19 protein-coding genes are annotated in these 19,934 nt (G+C 37.4%); 9 read left to right on the top strand and 10 right to left on the bottom strand.

The window, feature by feature from the left end:
* Positions 1–38: 38 nt before the first annotated feature.
* The 8 genes from D0T20_RS00415 to rpmH all read right to left on the bottom strand — a co-directional run bounded on the left by D0T20_RS00415 (position 39) and on the right by rpmH (position 6,181).
* Positions 39–1,403 carry a ParB/RepB/Spo0J family partition protein gene (locus D0T20_RS00415; RefSeq protein ID WP_116438091.1) on the bottom strand — a complete coding sequence of 455 codons (1,365 nt, stop codon included), beginning with the start codon at positions 1,401–1,403 and terminating at the stop codon, positions 39–41.
* Between the two features lie 2 nt (positions 1,404–1,405).
* Positions 1,406–2,353 carry a ParA family protein gene (locus D0T20_RS00410; protein WP_004131167.1) on the bottom strand — a complete coding sequence of 316 codons (948 nt, stop codon included), beginning with the start codon at positions 2,351–2,353 and terminating at the stop codon, positions 1,406–1,408.
* Positions 2,354–2,606: 253 nt separating this feature from the next.
* Positions 2,607–3,314: a 16S rRNA (guanine(527)-N(7))-methyltransferase RsmG gene (gene rsmG, locus D0T20_RS00405; protein ID WP_116438090.1), complete on the bottom strand. Its 708-nt coding sequence runs from the start codon at positions 3,312–3,314 to the stop codon at positions 2,607–2,609.
* Between the two features lie 95 nt (positions 3,315–3,409).
* On the bottom strand, positions 3,410–3,988 hold the full coding sequence (locus D0T20_RS00400; RefSeq protein WP_016635500.1) for a Jag family protein: 579 nt from the start codon (positions 3,986–3,988) through the stop codon (positions 3,410–3,412).
* Between the two features lie 140 nt (positions 3,989–4,128).
* Complete coding sequence (yidC, locus tag D0T20_RS00395) at positions 4,129–5,139, bottom strand: membrane protein insertase YidC (RefSeq protein WP_116438089.1); 1,011 nt, start codon at positions 5,137–5,139, stop codon at positions 4,129–4,131.
* A complete protein-coding gene (yidD, locus tag D0T20_RS00390; protein ID WP_032812863.1) occupies positions 5,139–5,459 on the bottom strand; it encodes a membrane protein insertion efficiency factor YidD in 321 nt (106 codons plus the stop codon). The genes yidC and yidD overlap by 1 nt, the downstream gene beginning before the upstream one ends.
* 66 nt (positions 5,460–5,525) lie before the next feature.
* Positions 5,526–6,026, bottom strand: coding sequence for a ribonuclease P protein component (gene rnpA, locus D0T20_RS00385; protein WP_116438088.1), 501 nt, complete (start codon positions 6,024–6,026; stop codon positions 5,526–5,528).
* A 20-nt stretch (positions 6,027–6,046) separates the two neighbouring features.
* Entirely contained in the window at positions 6,047–6,181 is a 135-nt protein-coding gene (rpmH, locus tag D0T20_RS00380) for a 50S ribosomal protein L34 (RefSeq protein ID WP_004114029.1), read from the bottom strand.
* A 427-nt stretch (positions 6,182–6,608) separates the two neighbouring features.
* Between rpmH and dnaA the strand changes: the two genes are divergently transcribed.
* The 7 genes from dnaA to D0T20_RS00345 all read left to right on the top strand — a co-directional run bounded on the left by dnaA (position 6,609) and on the right by D0T20_RS00345 (position 17,192).
* Complete coding sequence (dnaA, locus tag D0T20_RS00375; protein ID WP_020757072.1) at positions 6,609–8,345, top strand: chromosomal replication initiator protein DnaA; 1,737 nt, start codon at positions 6,609–6,611, stop codon at positions 8,343–8,345.
* A gap of 417 nt (positions 8,346–8,762) precedes the next feature.
* Positions 8,763–9,881: a DNA polymerase III subunit beta gene (gene dnaN, locus D0T20_RS00370; protein ID WP_116285336.1), complete on the top strand. Its 1,119-nt coding sequence runs from the start codon at positions 8,763–8,765 to the stop codon at positions 9,879–9,881.
* Positions 9,882–9,917: 36 nt separating this feature from the next.
* Positions 9,918–11,288 (top strand): DNA replication/repair protein RecF, encoded by a 1,371-nt coding sequence (gene recF / locus D0T20_RS00365; RefSeq protein WP_116438087.1) that lies wholly within the window; start codon positions 9,918–9,920, stop codon positions 11,286–11,288.
* The gene (locus D0T20_RS00360; RefSeq protein WP_016829493.1) at positions 11,285–11,776 is read left to right on the top strand and encodes a DciA family protein; all 492 of its coding nucleotides are present in this window, start codon (positions 11,285–11,287) and stop codon (positions 11,774–11,776) included. The genes recF and D0T20_RS00360 overlap by 4 nt, the downstream gene beginning before the upstream one ends.
* 150 nt (positions 11,777–11,926) lie before the next feature.
* A complete protein-coding gene (gene gyrB / locus D0T20_RS00355) occupies positions 11,927–14,002 on the top strand; it encodes a DNA topoisomerase (ATP-hydrolyzing) subunit B (protein WP_004131183.1) in 2,076 nt (691 codons plus the stop codon).
* A gap of 69 nt (positions 14,003–14,071) precedes the next feature.
* Positions 14,072–16,708: a DNA gyrase subunit A gene (gyrA, locus tag D0T20_RS00350; RefSeq protein ID WP_116438086.1), complete on the top strand. Its 2,637-nt coding sequence runs from the start codon at positions 14,072–14,074 to the stop codon at positions 16,706–16,708.
* Positions 16,701–17,192: a DUF3566 domain-containing protein gene (locus tag D0T20_RS00345; protein ID WP_016793973.1), complete on the top strand. Its 492-nt coding sequence runs from the start codon at positions 16,701–16,703 to the stop codon at positions 17,190–17,192. The genes gyrA and D0T20_RS00345 overlap by 8 nt, the downstream gene beginning before the upstream one ends.
* A 116-nt stretch (positions 17,193–17,308) precedes the next feature.
* Here D0T20_RS00345 and mscL read toward each other — a convergent pair whose 3' ends face one another.
* Both mscL and D0T20_RS00335 read right to left on the bottom strand, forming a co-directional pair.
* On the bottom strand, positions 17,309–17,719 hold the full coding sequence (mscL, locus tag D0T20_RS00340) for a large conductance mechanosensitive channel protein MscL (protein WP_116438085.1): 411 nt from the start codon (positions 17,717–17,719) through the stop codon (positions 17,309–17,311).
* 49 nt (positions 17,720–17,768) lie between these two features.
* Positions 17,769–18,467 carry a phosphatase PAP2 family protein gene (locus D0T20_RS00335; protein WP_018639876.1) on the bottom strand — a complete coding sequence of 233 codons (699 nt, stop codon included), beginning with the start codon at positions 18,465–18,467 and terminating at the stop codon, positions 17,769–17,771.
* A gap of 210 nt (positions 18,468–18,677) precedes the next feature.
* Here D0T20_RS00335 and D0T20_RS00330 point away from each other — a divergent pair, with 210 nt between their 5' ends.
* Positions 18,678–19,370, top strand: a complete 693-nt coding sequence (locus D0T20_RS00330; RefSeq protein ID WP_004131193.1) for an FhaA domain-containing protein — start codon at positions 18,678–18,680, stop codon at positions 19,368–19,370.
* Positions 19,371–19,403: 33 nt separating this feature from the next.
* Complete coding sequence (locus tag D0T20_RS00325; RefSeq protein WP_116438084.1) at positions 19,404–19,931, top strand: FHA domain-containing protein FhaB/FipA; 528 nt, start codon at positions 19,404–19,406, stop codon at positions 19,929–19,931.
* Positions 19,932–19,934: the final 3 nt, after the last annotated feature.

Below are 19,934 nucleotides of genomic sequence, written 5' to 3'. Positions count from 1 at the left end.
CCCAATAGTTGTATTAACAGCTTATTGGGGGTTTATTATTAATCTTTTTTATCTACTAAAATATTGACTATTCGATGCAGTTCTTCTGGAGAAGAAAATACTATTTCGATTCTTCCGTGATTTTCGCTTCCTTTAATGGCAACTTTTGTGGAGAATCGATCTTCAAGCTGCTTTCTAATTGGAGAAGACACCCACTTGTTGTTTCGTTTAACTCTAGTTCTTCTAGAAGAATCGTCTCCATTGTCTACTTTAATCGAAACAATTTCTTCCGTACTGCGAACCGATAAGCCTTCTGCAATAATACGTTTTGCGAGATTTTCCATTTCTTCTGTAGAAGCTAATGCAAGAAGAGCGCGTGCGTGACCTGCAGAAAGCACTCCCGACGCAATATGTTTTTGCACGCTGGCTGGCAAATTCAAAAGTCGCAAGGTGTTTGCGATTTGAGGACGAGACTTAGAAACGGATTTAGAAAGCTGAATTTGCGTAAGTCCAAAATCATCAATCATTTGAGCGTAAGCTGCAGCTTCTTCTAACGGATTTAATGCAACTCTGTGCAAATTCTCCAAAAGGGCATCCCTAAGCATGTTTTCATCCGAAGTGGTTCTAACAATCGCTGGAATCTTTTTAAGACCAGCTAGCTGTGTTGCTCTCCACCTTCGCTCGCCCATTATTAACTCATAATGAGCATTGTGTAAATCATCTTTACTTACATCCTTGATTTTTCGCACAACAATCGGCTGCAAAACTCCAACCTCTTTGATTGAAGCAGACAATTCTTGAAGCTCTTCTTCGTCAAAAATCGTACGCGGCTGATGAGCGTTTGGAACAATATCGCTCGGCTCTAAATACTCTAAATAGCCACCTTCAATGGGCTTTAGCTCTTGCGTTTGGCTTGTTTGTTTGTCTTGCGATATTTTTTCTGCAACTTTATTTTTATCATTATCTTCGTTCTTTTGCTTTGAAGAAACAAATGACTTAGAAGCAGAATCACCAAAGAAAAAGTCAATTGGCCTTGTAACGTCATCAATTGACGGCATAGAAGTTCGCTTTGCTGAATGCTTATTTTTACTAGCGACTGACGGCACTGTTTCACGTGAAACAGAAGTATTTTCCCCCAATTTTTGGCTTAAATGCGGGGAAATTGAGTCATCAACGCTAGGAACCTTAGCGGGCTTTTTTGCAAATACTTTGGTTTCACGTGAAACATTTTTTTGCGTATTTTTATCTACGATTTTACTGTCTGTTTCACGTGAAACAGTGCTCGAAGTGTCATTACTCTCTAATGTTTCATGTGAAACATCTTCAATCTTTTTGTTAGCAAACTCATCTAAACTATCTTCTCCAGGAAGTGCAGGGAATAATGCACCCAATCCTTTACCCAAACGCGATTTACTTGCACTCATCACTAATTACCCTCTCTTTTTGAATCAATAACAGACAAAATTACGTCAGACTTATTAGCTATCTCAAATGCAGCTTCTCTATAAGACACAGCACCTGTTCCATGTGGATCGTAGGTTATAACACTTTGATTAAAACTTGGCGCTTCTGGAATCTTAACAGTTCGCGGAATAGTGGTATTAAGAACAATATTTGGATAATGATTTTTAACTTCTTGAAAAACTTCCCTACCAAGAAGAGTTCGCTTATCAAACATTGTTACAAGCATTGTAGAAACAACAAGCGCAGGATTATAGTGCTTTTGAACCAAACCAATTGTTCTAATCAACTGCCCTAAGCCTTCAAGAGCATAGTATTCTGCTTGAATCGGAATTAGCATCTCGTGCACAGCACACATTGCATTAATTACTAAAAGACCAAGAGAAGGTGGGCAATCAATAAAAACGTAATCGTAATGTTCGCTGCTAGAGCTTAAAAACTCATCAATTGCGTTCTTAAGAAGATTATTCCTATCTTCCATTTGAGCAACTTCTAATTCAGCACCACTTAACTCAATCGAAGCTGGAACAACATCTAGCCCTGCAATATCTGGGCACTCTTGTTTAACATCAGCAATAGTCTTTCTTCCTTCAATAACATCATAAATGGAAGGATCTGCGGAAGAATGTGGTATATTCATTGCCGTAGAAGCATTACCTTGCGGATCCATATCAATTAATAAAACTTTTGACCCACCAACAGCCATTGCTGCCGACAAATTCACAGCGGAACTGGTTTTTCCAACTCCGCCTTTTTGATTCGCAACCGCAATAAAACGTGTAGTCTTCGGCTTAGGGAACACAACGCCATCAATGGCGTGAAAGCGACTGGTTATATCTGCCAACTCACTGCCCAAGGAAGATCCAGAATCCCCAAAAATACGTTTAATTGTATCTTCTGCTGATTCCACCATTCACACCACCCCGCCCACCTATGGGAAATTACCAAACTAACCGATTTAACCGTAGTATTTTCAAGTTTCCTTTCTTCTATGGACATAAAACACCATAAAAATTGCAGAAAATACTACAAAAATATTATAAAAACACACAGTTTCACGTGAAACATATAACATCTTTACTCAGTTTCACGTGAAACATTCAATGAAAATTAACGCAACAAAATAATTGCGCATAAAAGTACAGAACTAAATCACAAAACTTAAATCAGCCTTTATCAATTATTACAACACTTGTTGATTGAAGGCCTTTAGCAACAGGGGCATCAACTACTCTAGGATTTAACCCCTTTACTTTTTTAATCATCTTTTCAGCCTTATCAATCTCCGCTTGTGCAGACTTTCCTTTTAACGCGATTAGTTGGCCATTCTTGCCCAATAGTGGAATGGTCCATCCAGCCAATTTTGTCATAGGCGCAACAGCTCTACATGTAACTACGTCAAAGGCTGGAATTTCGTGAGACTTAACTTTAGCAATAACTTCGTCTGATCTTCCATGAAAAACTGTAACATTTTTTAGGTCCATAACCTCTACGCATTCTTTTAACCAAAGAACTCGTCTTTCCATTGGTTCAATTAATGTTACTTTGCAATCTGGCAAACAAGCAGCAACAACAATTCCTGGAAAACCTCCGCCGCTTCCAACATCTGCGATGGATTTTTTATTTGACTTTTCAACTGCTTTTTTAACAAATGGAACAACTGCAGCAGAATTTAGAATATGCCTTTCCCAAAGAATATTCATATCTCTAGGACCAACAAGGCCGCGAACTAATCCCTCTTCCTTAAGTTTCACGTGAAACATCTTACATTTATCAATAGCATTGCCTAAGACTTCACTCAACAAAGGGGAGTTATCTAATTCATCTACATTGTTTTCATCTACATTGTTTTGTAAATTGTCAGCCTGTTCCATATCTAAAATCTTTTCCGCAAATCAGCCCCTCAAACAAAAAGTAACACAATAAAACATTTTTGTTCCATTGTGTTACTTTTTATTTAAGCTAATTGCTACTCTGTATATTCTTCGTCCAACTCTACGTCTACATCATCCATGTCTACATCCACATCTTCATCTAAATCATCGTCTTCAATGGCACTTGCAGGCATATAAACAGTAACGTAGCGGTGTGGTTCTTCTCCATGAGACCTAGACCTTAAGCCTTCTTCTCTAACTGTATCGTGAATAACTTTACGCTCAAACGAATTCATTGGCTTCAAATCAACAGAATCGCCAGTCTCGCGAACTTCATCAACAGCATCCAACGCAATATCTCGCAAATGTTGACGCTTACGCTTAAGGAACCCATCAACGTCTACAATTAAGTGCGATCTTTCACCAGTTTTTTGCTGAACAGCTAGACGGCTCAATTGTTGCAAGGCATCAACAACCTCTCCATCTCTACCAATCAAATGCTTAATGTCGGAATCATCATCCGCAACAATTTGAATCATTGGCCTATTGTTGCGAACGCCCATTTCAATATCGCCTTCGTAGTCGGCAATATCTAAAAGTCCTTCTAAGTAATCGGCAGCTATATCAGCTTCCTCATTGAGCTGGTCAATGCTCCTGGTCTCGTCTTGTGCCATTTACATACTCCTTAATTTCAATAAATGTCAAGAATCACAATTCTGTGTACAGTTTAACTGAAGATAAATCCAAATTTATAAATTATTTTAATAATTTTAATGAATCTAATAAATAAATTCACATTTACCTTGTTTTTACATTATTTACTTGTTTTTCGCTTGCGATTAGGCTGCTTACGCTGGAATCCTTCTGATTCTCTGCGCTTAGCTTCTTCTCGAGCCTGTTGAAGCTTTTCTTCTTCAATAGAAGGCAAACCTTCGCGCTTTCTGCGCTCGGATTCTTTTTTGTAATCGCGCTCTTCTTTTTCCTCGGCTGCAGGAGATCCTGGAGTTGGGAAGGCGTACACCTGCCAAATAGAGCGAAGCATATTCATAATGTTGTTTACAAGCCAATAAACAAGCATTGCAAATGGAAGAGCAAATGCAGAGAAAACGTAGATTAATGGGAATCCCCACATCATAAGTTTTTGCATCGTATACTGTGGACCCTGCTTCGATTCTGGCGGAAGATTCTTACGAATATTGTTAAATTGCATGTACCACATTGCAGCACACATCAAAATAACAAAGATTACAATAACAACTTTTCCGCCCGCTTGAACCGTCATAAACGTGTCGGAAACACCAACACCAAACACATGCGTTTTAACGAATTGCTGTGCTGTAGCAACATCAAAAGCACCAAGAGCAGTATGCTTTCCTCTAGCAATAAATGGAATAACAGAAAGCGTATACCAAATACTCATAAATGCTGGGCCTTGAATCATCATTGGCAAGCAGCTTCCAGCAGGATTTGCGTTATTCTCCTGATACAGCTTCATCATTTCTCGCTGCATGGCTTCTTTGCTAGCAGAATCGTTTTTACCCTTATACTTTTGCTGAATTTTCTTCATTTTAGGAGCGATCGCTTGCATATTGCGCATGCCCTTAATGCTTTTTATAAAGGCAGGGAATATGCACGCGTGCACAACAAGCACAAGAAAGACGATTGAAAGAACCCAGGAGAATCCAATTTCATTCATTCCAATAAGAACAAATAGCTTGTGGAAAAGCGCCATTACTTGAGTCATAAGCCACTCAACTGGCGTGAGGATTTTATAGAACCATCCCCAAGGTCCATTATCAAGTAAAAAGTGGTCTTGATTAAACATTAGTTTTCCTTGTCTTGATCAGCCAAGGGAGTTAACCGTGGCTCTTCATGCGCTTTGGACCAAGCGCAACGATAAAAAATTGAATATTTGCGTGGTACATCGTCAATACTGCAGCTAGTCCATGGTCTACAGCGCAACAGCCGTAAAACGGCCAGAACGCCACCCTTAAACGCTCCATAGCGGCTAACGGCTTCTATAGCGTATCTTGAGCAAGTTGGGTAGTATCGGCAGCAAGCTGGTCTATTAGCAGAAATCGCGCGTTGATACCAGCGAATCGCTTTTATAATCAAATTCGCTACAACACTTTTTCTGCTGCTCATAGCTATCACTATTCCTTAAACCAACTTATTAAATCAACTTATTGTTGTTTTGCTGATTAATAGCGGTTATGCTGCTTGATTTAATTTGTAATCTACTTCTGCGGATTCCTGATTGTTATCTTGATTTCTGGCTATTTTTCCAAAAATCTTTTTAATCTGCTCATTTAATGATTCAAACGATGCACTAGCAGCAGTAGATTTAGCTCTTAGAACCACGTCACAACCATTTGGAAGTAACGATTGATGCTGTTTTGCTATTACTCTAAAGCGTCTTTTTACTTTATTTCTAACAACAGCTTTTCCTACGCTTTTAGATACAGCAAGTCCTAGCCTTAAGTCAGCTTCATTTTGTTGAGTCTGATTTAAGGTATCACAAAATGCCGCGGGTGTATTACCATCACAACCCGTGGCAATCTGATTCAGACTTGTTTTTTCGCCTTCGTTAAGCGCGTTTAACACGGCTATATCGCCACGCATGCTGTAATGCGCGACGATATCCCGTGAACACACCTTGCGTCGTTTTTTGAGCACCGCAACAAAATCGCGATGGCTTTTCAGCCTATCCATGCTTTACGACGCGCTCCATCTCAGGCAGATAGTGTCTTACGGCCCTTAGCGCGACGACGATTAATCACTGCGCGGCCAGCACGAGTACGCATGCGAACGCGGAAGCCGTGCTTCATGTGACGACGACGGTTGTTAGGCTGGAATGTCCTCTTCATAACTAACGCTCCTGTATTTAGCCATGCAAAAGCACGGCTCCGTATGAGTCAAGCTATACTAAATTACTATTACCCCTCACCAAGAGTCAAAAAATCTTTTTATAAACGTGTTTACAATTGCGCTTGAGTAAGTCAAATTTTTTAATACCGTAAAATTTTCTGTACCATTTTTACCAAATCAAACTACTTATAAAAGCCTTGAAAAATGTGGATTAGCAGCTTTTATTTTATCCACAAATTACACACATGTTATTCACAATTAAGCATTTTCAACACGCGAGGCTGTGGATAACTTCTTAGGGTTGGAGTAAACATATTCTACTAGCACTCTTTACGCGCGCGAATAGATATGCATTCTGTTGTGCATTTCTGTTGGTTAAGCGTAAAGAATCAATAAAATGTTTCTGCCAGTTTTAGGGGGTGTAGCATGACGGATTCTTTTAGCGATCCAAATGCGCAAGCCACTATTGTGTGGTCAAATACCCTTGCAGTGTTGCGTCATAATGCTCTTTTAAGTAATCGTGATAAAAGCTGGTTTGAAAGTGTAAAACCTGAATCTATTTTTGGAACTACCATTGTTCTTTGTGTCTCCAATATAGAAACACAGCAAGCTTTGCAAAATGAGCTTAGCTCAGCGCTGCTTACGTCATTAAAAATTTGTACTGGAAAAGATATGTTTCCAGCTTTTAAGATTGTTCCTCAATTAGAAAACAACAATACTGCCACTAATAGCGCAGACACTAACATCAATGCCGCTAATAGCTCTTCCGATTTAAGCAATCTTAATCAGAATGTAAACGATAATTCCCGAGTATTTTCAACATCTTTAGAAGAAAATACAAACGTTAATTCAGACTTATCTTCTTCTAAAAGCAACTATTTAGAAAATATAAAATCAGATTTTGGTGCACAAACTGTTGAAAACACTAGCATTCCTGTAAACACTAATAGTGTTGAAAATGTTGATTCAGCTAGCAACACTCCTGTTCAAAAAGATTTTGACTACGCAACTGGCTTAAATACCATGCAAAACACTGGTTTAGTTAATTCTGGTATTAATTCTGGTATTAATAGTTCACAAGCAAAAATTCCTTCTTCAATAAAAAGGGATCCTGTTACTCACTTAAATACTTGCGCAACTTTTGACACTTTTGTTCCTGGAGATTCTAATCGTTTTGCGCGCACGGTTGCTTTAGCTGTTGCAGAAGGTTCTGGAAAAGACTTTAATCCTTTATGTATTTACGGCGGATCTGGCTTAGGTAAAACACATTTGCTTAATGCTATTGGCAATTATGCTCTTGTTAAGGATTCTTCACTTAAGGTTCGTTATATTACAAGTGAGGAATTTACTAACGAATTTATTGAGGCTTTGCAAAATACAAGTCAAAACCAGGGTCAAATCGCTAATTTTAATAGGCGATTCCGCGAGGTTGATGTTCTTTTAATCGACGACATTCAGTTTTTGGGAGGAAAAGAAGCAACTCTGGAACAATTCTTCCATACTTTTAATGCTCTTTATCAAGCAAGTAAAAGAATTGTTATTGCTTCCGATGTTGCTCCTAAAAATCTTAGAGGATTTGAATCAAGACTTATTTCTAGATTTGAATCTGGATTAACTGTTGATATTAAGCCGCCTGATTTAGAAACTCGAATAGCCATTCTAAGAATGATGGCATTAATGAATAATTCTAACGTTCCTAGCGATGTTCTAGATCTTATTGCGGAACGTTTTACAGAGAATATTCGTGAGCTTGAAGGTGCTTTAACTAGAGTTACAGCCGTTGCATCATTAAGTAATCAACCCGTAAGCAAAGCCTTGGCAGAACAAGCTTTACAAGACTTCTTTGCTTCCGATATTGAAATTCGCCCAACAGATATTATTGGTCAAGTCGCTAAGTACTTCCACATGACTTTTGACGAGATTGTTGGCAGATCTAGAACTAAGAATGTTGCTTTAGCGCGTCAAATTGCAATGTATTTAGCTAGAGAAATGACAAGCATGAGTCTTGTTGATATTGGCGAAGTCTTTGGCGGGCGCGATCACACGACTGTTATGCATGCATATACTCGAATTAGTGGAGAGATGCAAGAAAAGCAGGAAATCTATAACTATGTTATGGAATTAACTGTTAGATTAAAACAAAATCCTGCAAACAAAAAGTAGTTTTACACAAATCTGTGCAACTCTGTGAATTAAAATAAAAAAAGTTATCCACATAGTTAGTCACAAATGTGGTTAAACCCTGCGGATAAGCGGTGGAAAACGCCGTTAAAAAAGTGAATAAACTGTTTATAAAGCAGCTCAAAATGTGGATTACTGAAAAAATAGCTTTAATTGTGGATAACTCGGCTCTTTCTGCACATAATTACTCATAGGTTATCCACATTTTCCTTATGTGCATAACGGCTTTAACAAAGCCTTTCTAGACACATGTCAACATTTCCACATTGCTTATTACTACTATTACTTTATTTTTGAATAATAATAATATTTTTTATTAACACTTAGCATTTATTTCTAAATTAGATTTTCATTAGCCAATGAGATAGAATAAACACAGTTTTAATGAAATGAGGAAATATGAAAGTTGAAGTTAATTCCGCTTCTTTTGCAGACGCACTATCTTGGACTACTCGCGTTATAGATAATCGTCCAGCAAATCCTATTCTTGCCGGCTTAAAATTAGAAGCAAAAGACGGAACTTTGCAACTTTGCGCATTTAACTATCAACTTTCTAGCCGTCATCACATTGAAGCAGGTGTAGACGAAGCAGGGAGTGTGCTCGTTTTAGGTAGACTACTTGCAGATATAACAAAATCTTTGCCAGCAGAAAAAACGTATTTGTCTTCTACTGAAACAACTCTTACGATTACTTCTGGTAAGTCAACATTTACTTTGCAACTCATGCCAGAAGGAGAATATCCAGATTTACCAGAAGTTCCTTCAAAACTTGGTCAAGTAGATGCTCCTACTTTTGTTCAAGCTGTAAATCAAGCTTCTGTAGCAGTTTCTAGAGAAGAAGATAGGCCAGTTTTAACAGGAATTCATGCTCGTTTTGAAGATGATACTGTTACTTTTACAGCTACAGACAGATATCGTCTTGCTCGTTCCACCTTTAGATGGACTCCAGAGCATAACGATATAAACACTTCAACTCTTATTAAGGGAAGTATTCTTAAAGATATTTCACGCTCTGTTGACGAGCATCAAAATGTTGTTATTAGCTTAGATGAGCAAGAACCTTCTGTTCTTGGATTTGAAAATTCTGGAAGAATTAGTACTTCTCAACTTATTGATGGAGAATTTCCTTCTGTAGATAGTCTTTTTGTTGATGAGTATCCTATTCACGCAATTATTAATCGACAAATGCTTATTAACGCAATTAAGCGCGTTGCTATTGTTGCAGAAAAATATGCTCCAATCTATATGTCTTTTGCGGAAAATGAACTTACTTTAAGTGCTGGAAATGAAAGTGAATCTAAAGCAAAAGAAACTATTGACATAGATATGGATGGTCAAGATATTATTGTTGCTTTTAATCCTAATTATTTGATTGAAGGATTAAGCGTTATTAGTGAGCCATTTGTTCACGTAAAAATCACATCTACTATTAAGGCTGTTGAATTTAATGGTCAACAAGAAGCAGATGGCGATGAATCAATGAATTACAGATATCTTGTTGTTCCAATGCATCCTTAAAACGAATACTTATAACGAATAACTGTAGTTAAATAAATGTATGTTTCAAAGCTTGCATTAGATCATTTTCGTTCGTGGAGCAATTGTGTACTCGACTTTTCCCCAAAAATTAATATTCTATTAGGTTCAAACGGTTTAGGTAAAACTAATATTGTTGAATCGTTAGAAGTTATTTCAACGGGAACAAGTCATAGAGTATCTTCTTTAATGCCATTAATAGAGATAAATCATAATTGCGCTACAATACGTGCAAATGTTAAGGATTTTAACAATACTTTTAATAGCAATACTTTAGATAGTTCAAATGATTTAAACGAAACAACATTTGAGCTAAGCATTAATCTAAAGGGTGCTAATAGAGTAAGGATTAATGGTAAAAAATCTCTATATATGAAAGATATAGTTGGCTTAGTTCCTTGTGTTTCTTTTACTCCAAGAGATCAAAATTTGATTGTTTCAGATCCTACTGTTAGAAGAACATTCATTGATCAAGCTGGAGCATTATTAATACCAAACTATTTGCCTATTTTGCAAGAATATAATCATATTGCAAAGCAGCGTTCTGCACTATTAAAAAGTTTATCTAATAATTATTCACCAAATTCAATGAATAATTACAATACGGTTTCTGATTTAGAAGTATGGACTGCTAAATTTATTGAAGCTGGAATAATTCTTACAAAATTACGCAAACAAATAATAGAGTTACTTAATAATGTTTTTTCAAATATTGTTAAGCATCTTTCTAACTCATCTAATTTTGCTTCAATCGAATATAATCCTTCTTTTAGTGAGATTGATTTTAGCGAAAATAATTTTGAAGACGATTTTGAAGACGATTTTGAAGAAAACAATGATAATTCTATTAGACTTGCGATTAGTGAGCATTTTCAAAGAATTTATAATGGAGAAGTTGCTAGAGGATACAATCTAATAGGGCCTCATCGAGACGATTTTACTATATTGCTTAATAATTATAATGCAAAAGAATTTGCTTCAAACGGTGAATCCTGGACTCTTGCATTAGCATTAAAAATGGCTTTATTTAAGTCATTAGAAAAAAAGAATGGAAAAAAACCTATTGTTATTTTAGATGATGTTTTTGCACAACTAGACGAGTCTAGAAGAAAACAAATTTTAGAATTTGCAAAAAATCAAGATCAAGTTTTTATTACTGTTGCGTCTTTAAGTGATATACCAAAAGATAAAAGTGTGTTGGAAAACTCGATTATTGATGTTTCTAAAATAGCAAAAAAACAAAATGAAGATGATTCTAAATCTTTAGAAAACAATATTGATATTAGTCATAAAATTTTATTGGAAAATATTGTTAATATTCGTAAAAATAGTGTTGATTATATTGAAAATAATCAAAATAAATCTACTGACTTAGGGGATATTAGATGAAAATTCCCGTAAATAAAATACTAAAATTAGATACAAGAAAGCTTCCAGAACTAATTTTTACGCCTATTAAAAAGAAAGCAATAAAAAAGGTAGTTAATGAACAGAATGCTTATAAAGCTTTAGAAAGTTTTGGAAAACCTGGTAGAGATCCACAAAATCTTTATTCTTTACTTGCAAATTTTGCTAATCAAAACAATTGGAATGAGCAACTTTCTATAGCAAAAATGCGCGAAGATTGGTGGAAAATAGTTGGAAAAAGCGCATCATTGAATTGTTATATAGACAAAATAAAAGATGGCGTTTTAATTGTTAGAACAAAATCAAATGTTTGGTATACGCAACTTATCTATTGCAAGCCTATGCTTGAGAAAAAAATATTTGAATATTCTAAGAATATTAATATTAAAGAAGTCAAAATAGTTGGCCCATCTTTGCAAAAAACAGGCAAAAAATCAATAAACAGTAGGTTTAATATTAATAATCACTAATAATGGCTCTTAATAAAGAGCGGTCATTATGCATGTGTAGAATGTTATGTAATATAGTTAAATCGCTAGAAGACCCTTTTTTGTGCTTTCTAGCGTGTATCGACCTCGTAAATGCCTCTTGGCATGAGGTAATACGGGAAGGGATCTAAAGTGTTAAACACTGAAGATAATTCAATGGAAAATTCTGTTGAAGAACATAAACTAGATGATGCTCAGCTAGATGATTCACTTTCTCCTGAACATTATGATGCTAGTGATCTTCGAGTTCTAGAAGGATTGGAAGCAGTTCGAATTAGGCCAGGTATGTATATTGGTTCAACTGGCCCTAGAGGATTGCATCATCTTGTATACGAGATTGTAGATAATTCGGTTGATGAAGCTTTGGCTGGTTATGCTTCTCACATTGAAGTGACAATTTTGCCAGACAATGCAATAAAAGTTGTGGACGATGGACGTGGTATTCCAGTTGACGAAGTGCCAGGCGAAGGCGTTTCTGGTGTTGAAACAGTTATGACTAAGCTTCACGCTGGCGGAAAGTTTGGCGGCGGCGGATACGCTGTTTCTGGCGGCTTGCACGGCGTTGGTATATCTGTTGTTAATGCTCTTTCTACGCGTGTAGAAATTGAAGTTCGTCGTCAAGGATTCCATTGGACTCAAACGTATGTAGATCAACATCCAACTGCTCCTCTTAAAAAAGGTCAGCCAATGGAAGATGGTGAATCTACGGGAACTTCTGTAACGTTCTGGCCAGATGGCGCAATTTTTGAAACAACTACGTACGATTTTGAAACTTTGCGATCTAGATTCCAGCAAATGGCTTTTCTTAACAAGGGATTGAAGATTTCTCTAACTGATTTGCGTAAACCAGATGAAGCAGGGGACGAAGTCACTGGAGAAAATGAATCAATTAGCGAAGAAAAGCATCAAAGCGTTAGCTACAAGTATGATCATGGAATTAAAGATTATGTTGACTACTTGGTTAAATCGCGTAAAGCTGTTCCTGTAGAGCCAGATGTTATTGATTTTGAGGCAGAAGATCTTGAGATTGGTATTTCTGCAGAAATCGCTATGCAATGGACTGTTGCATATTCGGAAGCGGTGCATACTTTTGCAAACACGATTTCTACTACAGAAGGTGGAACTCACGAAGAAGGATTCCGTGCTGCGCTTACATCTCTTGTAAATCGTTATGCTCGAGAAAAGAACATATTAAAAGAAAAAGATACTAATCTTTCTGGTGATGATGTTCGAGAAGGCTTAACAGCAGTTGTTTCCGTAAAGCTTACAACTCCACAGTTTGAAGGTCAGACTAAAACAAAGCTTGGTAATTCCGAAGCTAAGACTTTTGTTCAGCGAGTTATGACCGAAAAGCTTGGAGATTGGTTCGACGCTCATCCAAGTGAAGCAAAGAACATTATTCAAAAAGCAATTGAAGCATCGCGTGCGCGTCTTGCAGCTAAGAAAGCTCGCGAAAATACGCGTAGAAAGTCGATTTTTGAAACTGCTGGAATGCCAGATAAATTGAAGGATTGCCAGTCTAATAATCCAGAAGAATGCGAGCTGTTTATAGTGGAGGGCGATTCCGCAGGTGGCTCCGCAATTCAAGGACGAGACCCTATTACTCAAGCAATTTTGCCATTGCGCGGTAAGATTTTGAATACTGAGCGCGCATCAATCGACAGAATGATGAAGTCGGAAACTATTGAGTCCTTAATCACTGCTGTTGGTGGCGGTTATGGTGAAGACTTCGACTTAAGCAAAGTTAGATATCACAAAGTCATTATTATGGCTGATGCTGATGTTGATGGTGCTCATATTGCAACATTGAATTTAACACTGTTCTTCCGCTATATGCGACCAATGATTACAGCAGGCTACGTTTACGTTGCAATGCCTCCGCTTTATCGTTTGAAGTGGAGCAAGGGTGCGCATGACTTTGTTTATACGGATGCAGAACGAGACAGAGTTCTTGCAGAAGGTAAAGCTGCAGGCAGACAACTTCCTAAAGGCGAAGGCATTCAGCGATACAAGGGTTTGGGTGAGATGAGCTATCAGGAATTGTGGGAAACAACAATGGATCCTGAGCACAGAATCTTAAAGCAAATTCATATTGAAGATGCTGCTCGAGCTGATGAAACGTTCTCAATGCTTATGGGAGACGAAGTGGAACCTCGTAGGCTCTTTATTCAACGTAATGCTCACGATGCAAGATTTATTGACGCTTAAAAAGTCAAAAAATTGTCAATAAAAGCATTTAAAGCAAATAAACTTAAAGCTAAATAAAAAGGAATTACAGTGGTAGACGAAATAAATGCCGCTAATAATAGCGAAGAGCCAGATCAGTTGCCTGATGGTTCAATGGAACCACAAAGCCCACAAGAAGCAGATAGTACTGATTATGGCTTAATGAAAGGTGCTCGCGTAAAGCACATGGATTTGCAACAAGAAATGCGCGAATCCTACCTTGCTTATGCGCTTTCTGTTATTGTTGAGCGAGCTTTGCCAGATGTTCGAGATGGCTTAAAACCAGTGCATCGTCGCGTTATTTACGCTATGTATGATGGTGGATATAGGCCAGATCGAGGGTACAACAAGTGCTCTCGTGTTGTTGGCGATGTTATGGGTAAGTACCACCCTCATGGTGATTCTGCTATTTACGACACTTTGGTTCGTATGGCTCAATCTTGGTCAATGCGATACATGCTTGTTGATGGCCAAGGAAACTTTGGTTCCCCAGGTGACGATCCTGCAGCAGCAATGCGTTATACAGAATGCCGTATGGCTCCTCTTGCTATGGAAATGGTTCGAGATATTGACAAAGATACTGTTGATTTCTTGCCAAACTACGATGGTAAAACTCAAGAGCCAACAGTTTTGCCATCTCGTTTCCCGAATCTTTTAGTTAATGGTTCTGCAGGTATTGCTGTTGGTATGGCAACAAATATTCCACCTCATAATATGCGTGAGGTTGCCGATGGCGTACATTGGGCTTTAGATCACCCAGATGCCAGTAATTCCGAGCTTCTAGAAGCTTTAATTCAGCGAATTAAAGGACCTGATTTTCCTACTGGAGCAACAATCTTAGGTCACAAGGGAATTGAGCAAGCGTACCGTACGGGTCGCGGCTTAATTACAATGCGCGCTGTTGTTAATACAGAGGAAATTAAGGGACGTATGTGCTTGGTTGTTACTGAGCTTCCATACCAAGTTAATCCTGATCGTTTAGCTGCCTCTATTAGGGAAGCTGTGCGAGATGGAAAGATTCAAGGCATTGCAGATATGCGCGATGAAACGTCTGGCCGTACTGGTCAGCGTTTGGTTCTTGTTCTTAAGCGAGATGCTGTTCCAAAAGTTGTTTTGAACAACTTGTATAAGCATTCGCAATTGCAACAAACTTTCGGCGCTAATATGCTTGCGCTTGTTGATGGTGTTCCTAGAACTTTGAGCTTGGATGCGTTTATTCGTCATTGGGTAAGTCATCAGCTTGAAGTTATTGATAGGCGTACACGCTACTTAAAGCGCGAGGCCGAAGAGCGAGATCATATTTTGCAAGGCTACTTAAAAGCTTTGGATATGATTGACGAAGTTGTTGCATTAATCAGATCTTCTAAAGATGTTGAAACAGCTCGCACTGGTTTGATGAATTTGCTTGACGTTGATGAAGTTCAAGCAGATGCTATTCTTGCAATGCAACTTCGTAGACTTGCAGCTTTGGAACGTCAAAAGATTCTCGACGAGCATGAAGAATTAATGCGCAAGATTGAAGATTATAACGATATTCTTGCAAGCCCAGAACGTCAGCGCAAGATTGTTGGCGATGAGCTTGACGAAATCGTAGCAAAATATGGCGATGAGCGCAGAACTAAGATTCTTCCATTCTCGGGAGAAATGAACGTTGAAGATCTTATTGCCGAAGAAAACGTTGTTGTAACAGTTACTCGCGCAGGCTATATTAAGCGCACAAAAGCAGACGAGTATCGCGCACAACACCGTGGAGGTAAGGGTATTAAGGGCGCAAAGCTTCGTGAAGATGATGTTGTAGATCACTTCTTCTTAACATCTACTCACAATTGGCTTTTGTTCTTCACTAATCGCGGACGCGTTTACCGTATTAAAGCATATGAGCTTCCAGAAGGATCAAGAGATTCTAAAGGTCAGCATGTTGCAAATCTTCTTCAATTTACTCCTGGAGAAACAATTCAAGCGGTATTGTCAATTCAAAATTATGATGTAGCAAAGTATTTGGTATTGGCAACTCGTTCTGGAAAAGTTAAGAAAACTGCTTTGCAAGAATATGATTCTCCACGTCAAGGTGGCTTGATTGCTGTTCGACTAATGGCAAACGAAGAAACTGGGGAGCCAACAGACGAGCTGATTGGTGCAGCTTTGTGCAACCCAGAAGATGACATTATTCTTGTTTCTAAACTTGGTATGAGCCTTAAGTTTAGAGCAGATGATGAGCAACTTCGACCAATGGGCCGTCAAACTGCAGGCGTTCAAGGCATGAGATTTAGAGAAGGCGACGAACTGCTGGATATGGATGTTGTGTCGGTAGATACAAGCAAAGATCTTCTTGTTGTTACAAACGAAGGATTTGCTAAGCGTACAGCTATTGAAGAGTATCGTTTGCAAGGAAGAAACGGCTACGGTGTTAAAGCGGTACAGCTTACAGAAGGCCGCGGTTCTTTGGTTGGTGCTTTGATTGTTGAAGAAACAGATCAAGTAATGGCAATTATGAAGTCTGGTAAAGTGATTCGTTCCGACGTTAACGAAGTTAAGCGCACAGGTAGAACCACTCAAGGCGTGACTTTAGCAAAGCCAGATAAGGGTGACGAAATCATCTCGATTGCTCGAAACGAGGAAAGAGATGATGATGAAACTCAAAATGAAGAATCATCAGAAAAAACTATTGGAAGGAACTTAGATGAGTGAAGATTTTGAAGCATCCAATAGCAAAGTTAGTGGAGAATCTAATACTAGTTCTCCAAGAACAGTAGGTGCAACAGCTACGTCTTCTTCTAATGCGTATAGCGTTAGAAAATCTACTCAACCAAGAGCTAGAAGGATGAGTCTTTCCCTAGTTAGAGTAGATGCTTGGAGTGTTGCAAAAGTAACATTTTTGCTAAGTGTTGCTGGCGGAATAATACAAGTTATTGCAGCGGGATTAGTTTGGCTATTTCTAAACATGATTGGTGTTTTTGATCAAGTAACACAGATTGTTTCATCAACAGGCTTAGATAGCAACGGTTTTAACCTTGCAGACGTGTTTTCTTTGCCAACTGTTTTAAGTGCTGTAATAATTTTTTCTGTTGTAGAAATAGTTATTGCAACATTATTATCTGCAATTGGATCTTTGCTTTATAACGTTGTTGGATCATTAGTTGGTGGAATTCACTTAACTCTTGGTGATGACTAAAGCAAAAAGCACGTATAATTAATAATTTAATCTCATAAAATTAATCCCCACTAAACTTTAAGTAGATTAGTGGGGATTATTTTTATAAAAATTATTTATAAAAATCATTAAACAAACTATTTTTTATAAGATAGATCTCGAATATCTTCCAAAATTTTAATCATTTTTTCTTCGCGATCTTTGCGTTTTTCTTCATCACTCTTTTCTTTTTCAAATTGCAAGAAAGGAAGACCAATCTCCCTTAACTTGTTAATAGGAAGAACAATGCAAAAATAAACAGCTGCAGCAACAATAAGGAAGTTTAAGATTGATCCAATAACTGCACCAAAAGAGATTGTTGCACCATTTATTGTTATTGTTAAAACACCATCAAGATCTGGCTTTCCACAAATTATTGCTATAAGTGGATTAATAATGTTTTTAACAATCGAAGTAACAACGGAAGTTACAGCGCTGCCCATAACAACACCAACCGCCATGTCGATTACGCTACCTCTTGCAATGAATTTTTTGAAACCATTAAACATATAAAATTCCTTATGTCATTTAATATTTGATGTCTATTTGATATCTATATTATTTTAATTTTCTTAATATTTTGTTGTAAATAAAACTATTACTTTTAGATAGATTAAGAATAGACAAAACAAGTATTGGGTACATTATTGCAGAAGTTAAAACATCACTAGGGAAGTGTGCTGCAACAACAAGTCTAGAAATTGCAACAACAGCAACAATAATAATGCTAACGATTAATCCAAGCCTTAAGAAAGACTTATTTGCAATATAAATAATCATAAGAGCCATTGAACAAATAGCTACTGCTGCTGCAGTGTGACCGCTTGGAAAACTTGGATCTGGTGGAACTTTAATTTTTACACCAATAAATGGCCTAGGCCTATGAACTATGAATTTAACAGCAAAGATATAAATCATTGGCAAAAGGCAAGTCGCAAGCTGTATTAGAGTTATGCGCCAATCTCGTTTTATAAAATAAGAAATAACAGCCAAAATAAAAAGTATAACAATGCATGATTTTGTAGAAAAAACTATTGCAAGCAATTTAGAAAGAGCCATTATAAAAGACGGAGAATAGTTGTGGAAAAATGCTACGATTCCTGCTTCAAAAGATCTTTCTGCACTATTAACAAGCAAAAGTTTTCCAATTAACGGCACTAAAATCGCAAGAAGTATAACAGTAGAGCACTTCTTATTATTAGTTATATAGAACTTTATTTTTTCTAAAAATTCGTAAAGCTTATTTTTTTGATTCATAATTAAAGATTACACTTAGAAATATATAATAAACTTGTAATATTAAATTGGTTTATAAGTTTTATTTGTTTATTTTGCATAATTTTGTAAAAATGTAGTATATAAACAAGTATGTAAATAAATTTAGCAAACGCATGTTTGGTATTTAGATGTGATTTGTACACCGTACGAGGTGACGAGTAGTATGAGGAAAGGTAGAAAGGGTTTACAATGAGCGTGCTTGACAGACTTGAGAAGAGCGTTGAAGGTGCAATGAATGGAGTCTTCGCAAAATTCGGGTCTAAAGACTTGCAACCTGTTGATCTTTCTAGTGCATTAGAGCGAGAAATTGATAACCAGTCTATGCCAATTGATCGCGATCGTACGGTTGCGCCAAATGAGTATCACTTTAAGCTTAGTACTCCAGACTTTGATCAGCTTGGTAGTGAAGCTTTAGCAAATGAGCTTGCGGATAATCTTACACAATATGCAAAAAGTCAGCATTATGCTTTTGTTGGCCCAGTTGCAGTTATTTTTGAAGAAGATACTGATCTTACAAAAGGTAATTTCAATTTGACTTCTGATTCTGTTCCAGGAAACGCTGTTCCTGTAACAACTCAAGAGCAGTCAGAAAATCATCCAATGCTGGAGATTAATGGAAATAGGTATTTGCTAACAAAAGATCGCACAATATTAGGCAGAGGTTCTGGTTGCGATATTGTTATTGATGATCCTGGAATTTCGCGTAGACATCTTGGAATAGACGTTACACCAGATGGTGTTATTGCTAGGGATCTTGGATCCACTAATGGTACTTATGTTGAAGGTCATCAAACTCCAGCAGCAACGCTGTTAGATGGAAACACTATTACTATTGGGCGCACCCGTATTCTTTATTGGGCTTCGGATCAAGATCAGGAGTAGTAGACGAATACGTAAAGAGATACGAGTACACGCATGATATTAACCGAGTTGACTTTTGCTATACTTAAGTACAGTTTTTTAGTACTTTTGTGGGTATTCGTATGGTTTGCTGTTCGATCTTTACGAAAAGATATTGAGATTTTTAGTCCTAAAAAGTCTAAAGCTTGGAAGAATAAGTCTCATCGTAGGTCAAATCCTTCTAATGATGAATCTTTAAGAAATAACAATATTGCTTCTGCTAATTTAGAGAAGAATAATCAAGCTGAGATGCCAACTTTGCTTGTTATTATTGATGGTCCTTTAGCTGGTTCATCGTTCCCATTGGAACCTTCTGGCGTAACTCTTGGAAGATCTGCAAACAATACGGTTGTTCTAAATGACGAGTTTGTTTCTTCTCATCACGCGCGCGTGTATTTTAATCAATCTGTAAATTCTTGGGTTCTTGAAGATTTAGGTAGCACTAACGGAACTATGATAGGTCATAGTAGAGTTAATGAACCTGTTGTTTTGCCTCCGCGCAAGCCTGTGCGAATCGGAGCAACAATGTTTGAATTGAGGTAAGTA

Origin of the sequence: Gardnerella piotii (assembly GCF_003397585.1) — a bacterium.
Lineage (GTDB): Bacteria > Actinomycetota > Actinomycetes > Actinomycetales > Bifidobacteriaceae > Bifidobacterium > Bifidobacterium piotii.
The sequence above is the reverse complement of the archived record's forward strand: the minus strand, read 5'-3'. Positions and strand labels throughout refer to the sequence as shown.

Bases quoted from the DNA above. Each gene is read 5' to 3' on its own strand.
- D0T20_RS00415 (WP_116438091.1), bottom strand. From the start codon at position 1,403: ATGAGTGCAAGTAAATCGCGTTTGGGTAAAGGATTGGGTGCATTATTC.
- D0T20_RS00410 (WP_004131167.1), bottom strand. From the start codon at position 2,353: ATGGTGGAATCAGCAGAAGATACAATTAAACGTATTTTTGGGGATTCT.
- rsmG (WP_116438090.1), bottom strand. From the start codon at position 3,314: ATGGAACAGGCTGACAATTTACAAAACAATGTAGATGAAAACAATGTA.
- D0T20_RS00400 (WP_016635500.1), bottom strand. From the start codon at position 3,988: ATGGCACAAGACGAGACCAGGAGCATTGACCAGCTCAATGAGGAAGCT.
- yidC (WP_116438089.1), bottom strand. From the start codon at position 5,139: ATGTTTAATCAAGACCACTTTTTACTTGATAATGGACCTTGGGGATGG.
- yidD (WP_032812863.1), bottom strand. From the start codon at position 5,459: ATGAGCAGCAGAAAAAGTGTTGTAGCGAATTTGATTATAAAAGCGATT.
- rnpA (WP_116438088.1), bottom strand. From the start codon at position 6,026: ATGGATAGGCTGAAAAGCCATCGCGATTTTGTTGCGGTGCTCAAAAAA.
- rpmH (WP_004114029.1), bottom strand. From the start codon at position 6,181: ATGAAGAGGACATTCCAGCCTAACAACCGTCGTCGTCACATGAAGCAC.
- dnaA (WP_020757072.1), top strand. From the start codon at position 6,609: ATGACGGATTCTTTTAGCGATCCAAATGCGCAAGCCACTATTGTGTGG.
- dnaN (WP_116285336.1), top strand. From the start codon at position 8,763: ATGAAAGTTGAAGTTAATTCCGCTTCTTTTGCAGACGCACTATCTTGG.
- recF (WP_116438087.1), top strand. From the start codon at position 9,918: ATGTATGTTTCAAAGCTTGCATTAGATCATTTTCGTTCGTGGAGCAAT.
- D0T20_RS00360 (WP_016829493.1), top strand. From the start codon at position 11,285: ATGAAAATTCCCGTAAATAAAATACTAAAATTAGATACAAGAAAGCTT.
- D0T20_RS00345 (WP_016793973.1), top strand. From the start codon at position 16,701: ATGAGTGAAGATTTTGAAGCATCCAATAGCAAAGTTAGTGGAGAATCT.
- mscL (WP_116438085.1), bottom strand. From the start codon at position 17,719: ATGTTTAATGGTTTCAAAAAATTCATTGCAAGAGGTAGCGTAATCGAC.
- D0T20_RS00335 (WP_018639876.1), bottom strand. From the start codon at position 18,467: ATGAATCAAAAAAATAAGCTTTACGAATTTTTAGAAAAAATAAAGTTC.
- D0T20_RS00330 (WP_004131193.1), top strand. From the start codon at position 18,678: ATGAGCGTGCTTGACAGACTTGAGAAGAGCGTTGAAGGTGCAATGAAT.
- D0T20_RS00325 (WP_116438084.1), top strand. From the start codon at position 19,404: ATGATATTAACCGAGTTGACTTTTGCTATACTTAAGTACAGTTTTTTA.